The following is an 11,831-nucleotide window of genomic DNA, read 5'->3' as shown; positions in this document are numbered from 1 at the left end:
CGGCCTACGCACTTGCAGAGAACGAGCATGAAGACAATCGGAAAACGCCTGGCCGGGCTCGCCCTGGCGGCAACCCTGGCGGGCGCGGCGTCCTTCGCCCAGGCCGCCGACAAACCGAACATCCTGGTGATCTTCGGTGACGACATCGGCTACTTCAACCTGAGCGCCTACAACCAGGGGATGATGGGCTACGAGACGCCCAACATAGACCGCATCGCCAGGGAGGGTGCGCTGTTCACCCATGCCTATGGCGAGCAGTCCTGCACCGCCGGCCGCGCCGCCTTCGCCCTCGGCGAGCACCCGTTCCGCACCGGCCTGCTGACCATCGGCATGCCCGGCGACGAGCACGGCATCCCCGACTGGGCGCCGACCATCGGCGACGTGATGAAGCAGCAGGGCTACGCCACCGGGCAGTTCGGCAAGAACCACCTGGGCGACCGCGACAAGCACCTGCCGACCAACCACGGCTTCGACGAGTTCTTCGGCAACCTCTACCACATGAACGCCGAGGAAGAGCCCGAGACCTACTACTACCCGAAGGACCCGGAGTTCCGGAAGAAGTACGGGCCGCGCGGGGTGATCCACTCCTACGCCGACGGCAGGATCGAGGATACCGGCCCGCTGACCCGCAAGCGCATGGAGAGCATCGACGACGAGTTCCTGCAGGCCGCGGAGAACTTCATCGACAAGTCGCAAAAGGCCGACAAGCCGTTCTTCGTCTGGTTCAACAGCACCCGCATGCACGTCTGGACGCACCTGAAGAAGGAGTCCGAGGGCAAGACCGGCATCGGCCTGTATCCCGACGGCATGGTCGAGCATGACGCGCTGGTCGGGCAGTTGCTGAAGAAGCTGGATGATCTGGGCATCGCCGACAACACCATCGTCATCTACACCACCGACAACGGCGCCGAGAAGGTCAGCTGGCCGGACGGCGGCACCGCGCCGTTCCATGGCGAAAAGGGCAGCACCTTCGAAGGCGGGCACCGTGTGCCCTTGCTGGTGAAGTGGCCGGGCGTGATCAAGCCGGGCAGCCACTTCAACATCATGATCGCGCACAACGACTGGATGCCGACCCTGGCCGCGGCGGCCGGCGACCCTGACCTGGTGGCGGAAATGGCCAAGGGCGGCGCGCTCAATGGCAAGCAGTTCCGCGTGCATCTGGACGGTTACAACTTCCTGCCGTTCTTCAAGGGCGAGACGCAGGACAGCCCGCGCGAGGAGTACTTCTACTTCTCGCAGAACGGCGAGCTCAACGCCGTGCGCTGGAAGGACTGGAAGGTCAGCTTCGCGAAGAACAACGGCAGCATCGCCTCCGGCAGCCGCAACGTCTCCAACTGGCCGGCCCTGACCAACCTCAAGGCCGATCCGTTCGAGTCCGCCGAGGAGGAGTCGAAGATGTTCACCCGCTGGATGGGCGACCAGATGTGGCTGTTCGTACCGATCAAGGCCGAGCTGCAGAAGTTCATGGCGACCATTGCGCCATACCCGTTCCAGCCGGGCGTGAGCATGAACGCCGCGGGCATCAACTACCAGAGCCTGGAAGTGAAGCGGGCGCTGACGCAGTTGCAGAAGCTGTCCTCCTCGGCCGCCGGCAACTGAGCCGGCCATCCCCCCAGCCTCCCTTAGGGGGAGGGGAGCCACGGCGAGGCCCGCCCCTATAGTGGCCACGCTGGCTGGGGCTGGCCCACCTCGGGGCTGTCCCCCTTTACGTGACCGGGCCGCAAGGCCCGGTTCTTTTTTCAGGAGTGCCCCCGATGAAAGTCCTCGTAGCGGTCAAGCGCGTGGTCGATTTCAACGTCAAGGTCCGCGTCAAGGCGGACCAGAGCGGCGTCGATCTCGCCAATGTGAAGATGGCCCTCAACCCCTTCTGTGAAATCGCCGTGGAAGAAGCCGTGCGCCTGAAGGAACAGGGCGTCGCCAGTGAAGTCGTGGTGGTCTCGGTCGGCCCGAACGCTGCCCAGGAGCAACTGCGTACCGCGCTGGCGCTGGGCGCCGACCGCGCCACCCTGGTGGAAACCGAGGCGGAACTCGGCTCGCTGGCCATCGCCAAGGCGCTCAAGGCGCTGGTGGACCAGGAGCAGCCGCAGCTGGTCATCCTCGGCAAGCAGGCCATCGACAGCGACAACAACCAGACCGGCCAGATGCTCGCCGCGCTCTGTGGCTTCGCCCAGGGGACCTTCGCCTCCAGGGTGGAGGTCTGCGGCGACAAGATCAACGTCACCCGCGAAATCGATGGCGGTCTGCAGACCGTCGCGCTGAATCTGCCGGCGATCGTCACCACCGACCTGCGCCTGAACGAACCGCGCTACGCCTCGCTGCCCAACATCATGAAGGCGAAGAAGAAGCCGCTGGCAGTGGTGAGCCCGGACGCTCTGGGCGTTTCCACCGCTTCCACCGTGAAGACCGTGAAAGTCGAAGCTCCGGCTGCCCGTAACGCTGGCATCAAGGTCAAGTCCGTTGCCGAACTGGTCGAGAAACTGAAGAACGAAGCGAAGGTGATCTGATGGCCATCCTGGTTGTTGCTGAACATTCCAACGGCGCGCTGGGCGCTGCCACCCTGAACACCGTTGCCGCCGCACAGAAGATCGGTGGCGACATCCACGTACTGGTCGCGGGCCACGACGTCGCAGGCGTCGCCGGGGCCGCCGCCAGGATCGCCGGGGTTTCCGGCGTGCTGGTCGCCGACAATGTCGCCTATGCCCACCAGCTGCCGGAAAACATCGCGCCGCTGGTGGCCTCCCTGGGGGATGTCAGCCATGTCCTGGCTGCTGCCACCGGCAACGGCAAGAACTTCCTGCCGCGCGTCGCCGCGCTGCTGGATGTCGACCAGATCTCCGAGATCATCGAAGTGGTCAGCGCCGACACCTACAAGCGTCCGATCTACGCCGGCAACGCCATCGCTACCGTGCAGTCCTCGGCGCCGGTCAAGGTGATCAGCGTGCGTACCACGGGCTTCGACGCGGTGAGCGCCGAGGGGGGATCGGCCAGCGTGGAGACGCTCAACAGCGTGTTCGACTCGCGCACGTCGGCCTTCGTCAGCGAGGCGCTCGCCAAGTCCGACCGTCCGGAGCTGACCGCCGCCAAGATCGTGGTTTCCGGTGGCCGCGGCATGGGCAATGGCGACAACTTCAAATTCCTCTACAGCCTCGCTGACAAGCTCGGCGCCGCTGTCGGTGCTTCTCGTGCTGCCGTTGATGCCGGCTTCGTGCCCAATGACATGCAGGTCGGCCAGACCGGCAAGATCGTCGCGCCGCAGCTGTACATCGCCGTGGGCATCTCCGGTGCCATCCAGCACCTGGCGGGCATGAAGGACTCCAAGGTGATCGTTGCGATCAACAAGGACGACGAGGCGCCAATCTTCCAGGTCGCCGACTACGGTCTGGTCGCCGACCTGTTCGAAGCAGTCCCGGAGCTGGAACAGGCCGTCTGAGGCCCAGCCCCATCCCTAAGTACGCCAACCGAGCGGTCCGCTTCAGCCCAGGGGGAAGGGCGGATCGCTCTGCGATTGTCATCCAGGAAAACGGAGGCACCATGCGGACCCTCACTTTCAACACCACCCCTTCGATCTGCATCGAGCGTGGCGCCGCCGGGCGCCTGGCCGAGCGCGTGCGCGCCATGAACTGCCGCTCGGTGCTGCTGGTCACCGACCCGGGCGTGCTCGCCGCCGGGCTGATGCAGCCGCTGATCGACGGATTCGCCAAGGCCGATATCCCGCTGCGCGTGTTCAGTGACGTTCAGGCCGACCCGCCGGAACACGTCATCCAGGCCGCCGTGCAGGCCGCCTTGGCTTGCTCCGCGGACTGCGTGATCGGCTTCGGCGGCGGCAGTTCCCTCGATGCGGCCAAGCTGGCGGCGCTGCTGGCGCGCAGCGGCGAGTCCCTGGCCAGTGTGTACGGCATCGAACAGACCCGTGGCCCGCGCCTGCCGCTGATCCTGGTGCCGACCACCGCCGGTACCGGTTCGGAGGTCACCGCCGTTTCCGTCGTCACCACCGCGTCGGGAGAAAAGAACGTCGTCATCTCGCCGATCCTGCTGCCGGACCTGGCGGTGCTCGACGCCAGCCTGACCCTTGGGCTGCCCACTCACGTCACCGCCGCGACCGGCATCGACGCGATGGTGCATGCCATCGAGGCCTATACCAGCCGCGAGCGCAAGAACCCGATTTCCGATTGCCTGGCACGCGAAGCCTTGCGCCTGCTGGCGGGCAACCTCGAACGCGCGTGCAGCAACGGCGCCGATGTCGAGGCGCGGGAGAACATGCTGCTGGGGGCTTGCCTGGCGGGCATGGCCTTCGCCAACTCACCGGTCGCCGCCGTGCACGCGCTGGCCTACCCCCTGGGGGCTCGCTTCCATGTGCCCCATGGGCTGTCCAACTCGCTGGTGCTGGCTCCGGTGCTGCGCTTCAACCTGGACGCCGTGGCGCCGCTCTATGCCGAACTCGCGGACATCGTCCTTCCCGGCGTGCAGGGCGACGCCCATGGCAAGGCCCGCGCGCTCGCCGAGCATTTCGCCGAGCTGCCGGCGCGGCTGAACCTGCCGACCCGTCTGCGTGAAGTCGGGATTACCGAACAGGACCTCGAAGCCCTGGCGCGGGATGCCATGAACCAGACACGCCTGCTGGGCAACAATCCGCGCGTGGTCAGCCTGGACGACGTGCGGGCGATCTACCGGGAGGTGCTATGAGCGAGCGCAAGCCGCGTCCGCACCGTGGTGACTTCGTGCGTTGCTACGAGATCACCACGCGCTGGGGCGACCATGACTCCTATGGCCATGTGCAGAACGTCGTCTATTACTCGTTCTTCGACTCGGCCATCAGCCAGTTCCTGGTCGAGTGCGGCACGCTGGACATCGCCAGCAGCCCGGTCATCGGTCTGATAGTCGCATCCAACTGCACCTACTTCGCCTCGATCACTTTTCCCGACCGGGTCACCGTGGGCCTGCGCATCGCCCACCTGGGTAACAGCAGCGCACGGTACGAACTGGGTGTGTTCCGCAATGACGAGGACGAAGCCTGCGCGCGCGGGGAAGTGGTCTACGTCTATGTCGAGCGGGACAGCCAGCGATCAGCCAGCATCCCCGAGGCGATTCGCGGCGAGTTGGTCGAACTGGCCAACTGATCGGCCCTCACCGGCTCGACAGGTCGGCGCCGGGTTCCCGGCCGCTCGCGCGGCAGCTCCTGGCAGGATCTTTGGACATTGCCTTCGGTGTGCTCAGTCGGTGCAGATATCGAGAATCGCCCGCGCCGCCGCCGTGGTGCCGCGCGAGGCCTGCATCTGCTCGCGCACGGCGGCCAGGCGTTGGCGCATTGACGGGTCGGCGAGCAGTTCGGCCAGCGCTTCGGGCAGTGCGGCGAGCGGGTCCTCGTAGCGCGGCAGGTAGCGCGCCACACCCACTTCCTCGGCGCGCCGGGCGTTGTCGTGGCCGTCCCAGCAGTAGGGGATGATGACCGACGGCAGGCCGAAATACAGCGCCTCGCAGAAGCTGTTGTTGCCGCCGTGGTGGACGAACAGCTGGCATTCGCGCAATACCGCCGGCTGCGGGAACCAGCTGTCGAGGTAGACGTTGTCCGGCACCGTGTCGTAGTGCTCGCGGTAGGCGCCGACGTTGATCAGGAAGCGGTAGGGCAATTGCGCCACGGCGTTGATCAGCCGGCGCATCATTGCCACGTCGGCGGCGCCGAGGCTGCCGAAGCTGACGTAGATCAGCGGGGCGTCGTCATGCCGGGGGAACTGCGGCGGGATGTAGGGCGCCTCGCTGCGTACGCAGCCGTCGAGGTACAGGTAGCGCTCGGCCGGCAGCGGATTGGTGCGCTCGTAGCGTACCGGCGTCGGCGACAGCAGCAGGTTGAGCCAGGGCGAGTCTTCCAGGAACTGGCCGGCGGGCAGGGCGGGATGGCCGCATTCGGCGAGGAAGCGGGCGAAGCGCTCGTGGGTGGGTTTCACCGCCTGCAAATAGCGTTCGCGGAAGGTCGCGCAGGCCTGCGGGTCCTGGCTGCTGGCCCCGGACAGATAGGGCGGTACGGCCGGGTCCGGCAGTTCGGTCTCGGCGCAGGAGACCATCCGCACCCACGGACAACCGGCGGCGGCGATGGCGGGGAAGGCCACCACGTTGTCCAGCACGATGGCGTCGGGCTTGAGCCGGGCGAGCAACTGCTGCAGCGGTTTTTCCGACTCGATGGCGGTGTCGATGATGGCTTCCCAGGCCGGCGCCACGTAGCTGTCGATCTGCGCCAGCGGCGTCTGGTCGAAGTAGGGCACGTTGCGCTCGATGAAGCGCTCCCAGTAGTGCTGGTGGTCGGCGGCGGAGAGCGGCGAGTCCAGTTGCAGCGGGTACTCGGCGAAACCGTACTCGGCGAAGATGCCCTGGAAGTGCGAGTGGCAGATGAACACCGGGCGCGCGCCGAGCTCGCGCAGCGCCTGGGCGATGCCGATGCAGTTCAGCGCGGCGCCGAAGCTGGCCTCGGGGAAGAAGGCGATGGTTCTTGTTCTTTGCGTCATGGGCGCATCCGGGAGTTGCTCAGAGCCTGTTTACGATCTGCTGCGCGTCGGCATAACTGCGTTAAAAACAGGCTCGGATTGCTCATTTACAGCTCGTAAACTCCGCATCCTCGCCTGTTTTTGCCTTGTTCTGCTCTAGCTCGCGAGATCGTAAACAGGCTCTCACGGGCACTGCGTGAAACTGATACTGCATTTTTTTGCTAAAAAAAACACCGTGATCGAAAAATAGTTACCGGCGTGCTCCGGCGAAGGACTGCGGAATCCCGCGGTTGGCGGTCTGCGGACGCTGTGCCGCGGACAGCCGCAGGTGCAGGCGCATCAGGTCGGCGGCGACTTCCAGCTGGCCACGCTCGATCTGCTCGATGATCCGCAGGTGCTCGCGCAGGGCCTCCTGCAGGCGGTGCACGCTGACCATCGGCAGCAGGTTGGGCAGGCGGCGCAGGCGCTGGTGCTGCAGCAGGGCGTCGCCGACGAAGCGGTTGCCGCAGCCCTGGGCGATCAGTTCGTGGAAGCCGATGTCCAGCTCGCGGAACTGCGCGACGTCGAAGCGCTCGACGGGCGCCCCCAGCAGCTCTTCCATGGCGCCGCGCATGAGCGCCAGGCGCGCCAGGTCCGGGTCGAAGCCGGGGGCGAGCAGGGCTTCGGGTTCGAGGATCAGCCGGTAGCGCAGGCTGTCTTCCAGTGCCGCGAGGTTGTTCAGCAGCGGGCGGAACGACCAGCTCTGCCCGGCGCCGCGCTCCAGCACCTGGTCCTCGCTGAGCTGCGCCAGCACCTTCTGCGCGGCGGCGCGGTTGATGTCGTAGCGGCGCATCAGCTCGCTGGCGCTGAGGCTGTTGCCCAGCCGCCCGGCCATGCGGTCGCGCAGCACCGAGGCGGCCAGGGCTTCTTCCTCGGCCTGGGGCAGGGCAGGGCCGAGCACCTGGGCGGAAGGGTCGGCGGCGAGGCGATAGCCCTTGCCGGGCTCATGGGCCACCAGTTGCTGTTCCAGCAGCAGGTCCAGGCCGGCGCGGATCAGCGTGCGCGATACGCCAAAGGTGCGCGCCAATTGCTGCTCGGACAGGCCGTCGCCATCCCCCAGGCCGGTGTCCTGGGCGTGCTCGATGATCCGCCGGGCCAGTTCCAGGTGGTTGGTGCGTGGTCTTTTCTCGGTGTCCTTGCTCAAGCGGCGTTCTCCAGCGGGGCCCGTGGTAAAGGGGCGACCCCTTATGCCACAGCGAGGGTGGTCCAACAAGAATGTGGAAATGCTTGTAGGAAATTGTTGACTTCGCCAGTAGTTCGGTTTTTATTTTGAAAAAAAGACATGTAGTACGCTTTTCGTTCCGCTGCCGTCGACACAACAACAACCAATCGTCAGGTGCGCAAGATGAAGCTGAAGACCATGCTCTACGCAGGGGCGACCCTCGCGCTCACGCTGTCCGCCACCACCGCCAGCGCCAAGGATCTGGTGATCTCCATCTGGGACGGCTACATGGCCCCGGACAACCTGGAGAAGTTCCAGAAGGCCACCGGCCTCGAAGCTGACAAATCCCTCCACGCCACCAACGAAGAGATCATGGGCAAGCTCATGGCCTCCGGCGGCGAAGGCTACGACGTGGTGTTCGTTTCCTCGCCCTTCGCCGAGATCCTGCACAAGCAGGGCCTGCTCGCCGAGATCGATCCGGCCAAGGTGCCGAACCTCAAGAATCTCTACCCCGAAGCGCAGAAGCTCGAATACGACCCGGGCAACCACTTCTCCGTGCCCTACACCTGGGGCACCACCGGCATCTGCTACCGCTCCGACAAGGTCAGCCCGGCGCCGACCAGCTGGAGCGACCTGCTCAAACCGTCCGACGCCCTCAAGGGCAAGACCACCATGCTCGCCACCGACCGCTGGCTGCTGGGTGCCGGCTTCCTGGCCAACGGCTGGTCGGTGAACGACGGCAATCCGGACCAGATCAACACAGTGCGCGACCAGCTGATCGCCACCAAGAAACGCCTGCTGTCCTTCGACGACACCACCTTCTATTCCAAGCTGGCCTCGGGCGAGGCGCTGATGGCCCATGCCTGGGACGGCTGGTGCAACTACGGCACCCAGGCCAACGAGGCGATCAAGTTCATCGTGCCCAAGGAGGGCTCCGACCTCTGGGTGGACACCATGGTCGTGCTGAAGAGCTCGAAGAATCCCGACGCCGCCTACCGCTTCATCAACTACATGCTGGAGCCGGCCAATCATGCCTGGGTCGCTGAGAACATCCTCTACAAGGTGCCCAACCAGGCGGCGATGGCGACCTTGAAGCCCGATCTGCTGGCCAAGTACCCGAACCTCACCACCACGCCGGCCGAACTGGTCAAGCAACAGCAGTTGCGTGATGTGGGTGGCTCGACGCAGAAGGCCTATACCCGCGCCGTGACCGAGATCATGGCTGCCCAGTAAGCCGGGCCGGCTGCGCGTCGGCGATGCGTCGTTGAGAACAAGCGTGGGCTGCTCATTTACGCCGCGCCCACGCTTGTTCTCGCCTAGCCTCGCTCTAGCTCGCGCGACCCGGAATCGATTTCGATACGACAACCCTGAAGCACCCCGCCTGGCGTGGGGTTGGGGGAACTACGCATGACCGCTTTATCCGCCGACCGCAAATTGTCGGCCTGGCTGCTCGCACCCGGTCTGGGCTGGCTGGCCCTGTTCCTGCTGCTGCCGTGCCTGCTGGTGCTGGTCTACAGCTTCCTGGAGCGCGGTGCCTATGGTGGCATCGACTACGTGTTCACCTGGGAAAACTACCGCCGCGCGGTGGACCCGCTGTACCTCGACATCCTCCTGCGCTCGGCGAAGATCGCCGGCCTGGCCACGCTGTTCGCGGTGCTCATCGGCTACCCCGCTGCCTACGCCATCACCCGTGCCACGCCGCGCCGGCAGGCGGTGTACCTGTTCCTGGTGATGTTGCCGTTCTGGAGCAACTACCTGATCCGCACCTATGCCTGGATCGTGCTGCTCAACCGCGAGGGGCTGCTCAACCGCCTGTTCAGCCTGCTGGGCTACAGCGGCGAGCCGATCAGCATGCTCTACACCGACGCCACCGTGGTGCTGGGGCTGGTCTACAACTACATCCCCTTCGTCATCCTCGCCATCTACAGCTCGCTGTCGCGCATCGACAACGAACTCTGGGAAGCCTCTCGGGACCTGGGCGCTTCCGGCTGGACCACCTTCCGCCGGGTGATCCTGCCGCTCTCGGTGCCCGGCGTGGCGGCCGGTGCAGTGTTCGTCTTCGTGCTCTCCATCGGCAACTTCATCACCGCCGACCTGCTGGGCGGCAAGCAGGTGCAGATGGTCGGCAACCTGATCTACGCGCAGTTCCTTACCGCGCGGGACTGGCCGTTCGGTGCGGCGCTGAGCTTCTTCCTGATCGGCATCATGCTGCTGCTCCTGTTCATCCAGGCCCTGGTCTCGCGCCGGGCCCAGGGCGAGGAGGGCGAACGCCATGCGTAACTCCTCCGGCATCGCCCTCGGCACGCACCTGTGGCTGGTGTACGCGTTCCTGTATGTGCCGATCCTGGTGCTGATCCTGCTGTCGTTCAACGCCAGCGGCCTGCCCACCGCGTGGGGCGGTGCCTCGCTGAAGTGGTACGCCAAGCTGCTGGCCAACGCGTCGATCCAGCACGCGGCGCTGAACACGCTGATCGTCGCGCTGACCTCCACCTTCATCGCCTGCGTGCTCGGCACCTTGCTCGCCCTGGGCGTGGAGATGCGCGCGCGCAACAGCGGCAGGAAGGGAAGCAACCTCGCCGACACCCTGCTGATGGCGCCGATGATCATCCCCGACATCGTCCTGGCCATCGCGCTGCTGAGCTTCTTCAACCTGCTGAAGATGAGCCTGGGGCTGCACTCCATCATCCTCAGCCACGTGGTGTTCAACATCGCCTTCGTCTGCGCGGTGGTGCGCACCCGGCTCAAGCACTTCGACTATTCGATCCTCGAAGCCAGCATCGACCTGGGCGCCGGCTGGTTCACCACCGCACGCCGGGTGCTGCTGCCGGCGATCTTCCCCGGCGTACTGGCGGGCGGGCTGCTGGCGTTCACCCTGTCGGTGGACGAATTCATCATCGCCTTCTTCAACTCCGGTTCCGGCAGCGCGTCCACCACGCTGCCGATGCAGATCTACTCGATGATCCGCTTCGGCGTGACCCCGGAAATCAACGCCCTCGCCACGCTGGTGATGCTGGTCAGCTTCACCGCGCTGTTCGCCTCCCAACGTCTGAACAAGGTGCCCAAAGCCCATGACTAAGTCTTCCGACCTGCTGGTGCTGGACCAGGTCAGCAAATCCTATGGCGAGGGCCTGACGGCGGTGGACCAGGTGTCCCTGGCGATCCGCGAGAACGAGTTCTTCGCGCTGCTGGGCCCGTCCGGCTGTGGCAAGACCACGCTGATGCGGATGATTGCCGGCTTCGAGACGCCGACCTCCGGCGCCATCTACCTGAACGGCCAGGACATCTCGCCGCTGCCGCCGAACAAGCGCCCGCTGAACCTGATGTTCCAGTCCTACGCGCTGTTCCCCAACATGACCGTGCGCGGCAACATCGCCTACGGCCTGGAGATGGAGAAGCTGCCGGCCGCTGAAATCCGCCAGCGCGTCGATGCGGTGCTGGAAACCGCGCAGCTCGGCGCACTGGCCAACCGCCGGCCGGACCAGCTCTCCGGCGGCCAGCGCCAGCGCGTCGCCCTGGCCCGCGCGCTGGTCAAGCGCCCGCGCGTGCTGCTGCTGGACGAACCCCTCGGCGCGCTGGACAAGAAGCTGCGCGAGAAGATGCAGCTGGAACTCAAGCGCCTGCAGCACGAGAGCGGCATCACCTTCATCATGGTCACCCACGACCAGGAAGAAGCCCTGGTCATGTCCGACCGCATGGCCGTGCTGCGCGACGGCAAGGTCTGCCAGTGCGGCAGCCCCAGCGAGCTCTACGAGAACCCGGGCAGCCGCTTCGTCGCCGACTTCATCGGCGTGAGCAACCTGATCGAGGGCCGCCGCGTCGGCACCAATCGCCTGCAGGCGGGCGACCAGGTGCTGAGCATCGAGACCACCGCCGAGTCCAGCCCCGAGAGCGTGACCCTGGCGTTGCGCCCGGAGCGCCTGCGCGTGCTCACCGATGCCACGCCCGCCACCGACAACCAGATCCAGGGCCAGGTGGCGGAAGTCGCCTACCACGGCCTGGACACCAATCTGCACGTGAACACGACGCTGTCCAGCAAGCCGCTGATCGTCCGCGTGCCGTCCTCGGACTACGACTTCCTGCGACTCGCCGCCGGCATGCCGGTGCGCCTGGGCTGGGATGCGCGGCATGGCCGCGTGCTGACTCACTGATTGCTT

11 protein-coding genes are annotated in these 11,831 nt (G+C 65.8%); 9 read left to right on the top strand and 2 right to left on the bottom strand.

Annotated features, from left to right (window positions below; all coding sequences use genetic code 11):
* Positions 1 to 27: 27 nt before the first annotated feature.
* The 5 genes from ACAW63_RS19430 (at position 28) to ACAW63_RS19410 (ending at position 5,117) form a co-directional block, all read left to right on the top strand.
* Positions 28 to 1,599, top strand: coding sequence for an arylsulfatase (locus tag ACAW63_RS19430; RefSeq protein WP_371227858.1), 1,572 nt, complete (start codon positions 28 to 30; stop codon positions 1,597 to 1,599).
* A 155-nt stretch (positions 1,600 to 1,754) separates the two neighbouring features.
* Positions 1,755 to 2,504 (top strand): electron transfer flavoprotein subunit beta/FixA family protein, encoded by a 750-nt coding sequence (locus ACAW63_RS19425; protein WP_371227856.1) that lies wholly within the window; start codon positions 1,755 to 1,757, stop codon positions 2,502 to 2,504.
* On the top strand, positions 2,504 to 3,430 hold the full coding sequence (locus tag ACAW63_RS19420; RefSeq protein WP_371227854.1) for an electron transfer flavoprotein subunit alpha/FixB family protein: 927 nt from the start codon (positions 2,504 to 2,506) through the stop codon (positions 3,428 to 3,430). Before ACAW63_RS19425 ends, ACAW63_RS19420 begins: the two co-directional genes overlap by 1 nt.
* Positions 3,431 to 3,531: 101 nt before the next feature.
* Positions 3,532 to 4,683, top strand: coding sequence for an iron-containing alcohol dehydrogenase (locus tag ACAW63_RS19415; protein ID WP_331319385.1), 1,152 nt, complete (start codon positions 3,532 to 3,534; stop codon positions 4,681 to 4,683).
* Positions 4,680 to 5,117, top strand: a complete 438-nt coding sequence (locus ACAW63_RS19410; RefSeq protein WP_371227852.1) for an acyl-CoA thioesterase — start codon at positions 4,680 to 4,682, stop codon at positions 5,115 to 5,117. The genes ACAW63_RS19415 and ACAW63_RS19410 overlap by 4 nt, the downstream gene beginning before the upstream one ends.
* 93 nt (positions 5,118 to 5,210) lie before the next feature.
* Here the strand turns inward: ACAW63_RS19410 and ACAW63_RS19405 are convergent, their stop codons facing one another.
* Together ACAW63_RS19405 and ACAW63_RS19400 are read right to left on the bottom strand one after the other, a co-directional pair.
* On the bottom strand, positions 5,211 to 6,497 hold the full coding sequence (locus ACAW63_RS19405; RefSeq protein ID WP_371227850.1) for a glycosyltransferase: 1,287 nt from the start codon (positions 6,495 to 6,497) through the stop codon (positions 5,211 to 5,213).
* A gap of 229 nt (positions 6,498 to 6,726) precedes the next feature.
* The gene (locus ACAW63_RS19400) at positions 6,727 to 7,659 is read right to left on the bottom strand and encodes an FCD domain-containing protein (protein WP_371227848.1); all 933 of its coding nucleotides are present in this window, start codon (positions 7,657 to 7,659) and stop codon (positions 6,727 to 6,729) included.
* 201 nt (positions 7,660 to 7,860) lie between these two features.
* Between ACAW63_RS19400 and ACAW63_RS19395 the strand changes: the two genes are divergently transcribed.
* The 4 genes from ACAW63_RS19395 to ACAW63_RS19380 all read left to right on the top strand — a co-directional run bounded on the left by ACAW63_RS19395 (position 7,861) and on the right by ACAW63_RS19380 (position 11,825).
* Entirely contained in the window at positions 7,861 to 8,910 is a 1,050-nt protein-coding gene (locus tag ACAW63_RS19395) for a spermidine/putrescine ABC transporter substrate-binding protein (protein WP_370599298.1), read from the top strand.
* A 174-nt stretch (positions 8,911 to 9,084) separates the two neighbouring features.
* The gene (locus ACAW63_RS19390) at positions 9,085 to 9,957 is read left to right on the top strand and encodes an ABC transporter permease (RefSeq protein ID WP_331319382.1); all 873 of its coding nucleotides are present in this window, start codon (positions 9,085 to 9,087) and stop codon (positions 9,955 to 9,957) included.
* Positions 9,950 to 10,753, top strand: a complete 804-nt coding sequence (locus ACAW63_RS19385; RefSeq protein WP_371227845.1) for an ABC transporter permease — start codon at positions 9,950 to 9,952, stop codon at positions 10,751 to 10,753. Before ACAW63_RS19390 ends, ACAW63_RS19385 begins: the two co-directional genes overlap by 8 nt.
* Entirely contained in the window at positions 10,746 to 11,825 is a 1,080-nt protein-coding gene (locus ACAW63_RS19380; RefSeq protein WP_371227843.1) for an ABC transporter ATP-binding protein, read from the top strand. Before ACAW63_RS19385 ends, ACAW63_RS19380 begins: the two co-directional genes overlap by 8 nt.
* Positions 11,826 to 11,831 lie beyond the last annotated feature (6 nt).

It is taken from the genome of Pseudomonas sp. QE6, assembly GCF_041379005.1.
Classification (GTDB): Bacteria; Pseudomonadota; Gammaproteobacteria; order Pseudomonadales; family Pseudomonadaceae; genus Pseudomonas.
This window is presented reverse-complemented; position numbering and strand designations above follow the sequence as displayed.

Coding starts and splice junctions, on each gene's coding strand:
- ACAW63_RS19430 (WP_371227858.1), top strand. CDS start 28: ATGAAGACAATCGGAAAACGCCTGGCCGGGCTCGCCCTGGCGGCAACC.
- ACAW63_RS19425 (WP_371227856.1), top strand. CDS start 1,755: ATGAAAGTCCTCGTAGCGGTCAAGCGCGTGGTCGATTTCAACGTCAAG.
- ACAW63_RS19420 (WP_371227854.1), top strand. CDS start 2,504: ATGGCCATCCTGGTTGTTGCTGAACATTCCAACGGCGCGCTGGGCGCT.
- ACAW63_RS19415 (WP_331319385.1), top strand. CDS start 3,532: ATGCGGACCCTCACTTTCAACACCACCCCTTCGATCTGCATCGAGCGT.
- ACAW63_RS19410 (WP_371227852.1), top strand. CDS start 4,680: ATGAGCGAGCGCAAGCCGCGTCCGCACCGTGGTGACTTCGTGCGTTGC.
- ACAW63_RS19405 (WP_371227850.1), bottom strand. CDS start 6,497: ATGACGCAAAGAACAAGAACCATCGCCTTCTTCCCCGAGGCCAGCTTC.
- ACAW63_RS19395 (WP_370599298.1), top strand. CDS start 7,861: ATGAAGCTGAAGACCATGCTCTACGCAGGGGCGACCCTCGCGCTCACG.
- ACAW63_RS19390 (WP_331319382.1), top strand. CDS start 9,085: ATGACCGCTTTATCCGCCGACCGCAAATTGTCGGCCTGGCTGCTCGCA.
- ACAW63_RS19385 (WP_371227845.1), top strand. CDS start 9,950: ATGCGTAACTCCTCCGGCATCGCCCTCGGCACGCACCTGTGGCTGGTG.
- ACAW63_RS19380 (WP_371227843.1), top strand. CDS start 10,746: ATGACTAAGTCTTCCGACCTGCTGGTGCTGGACCAGGTCAGCAAATCC.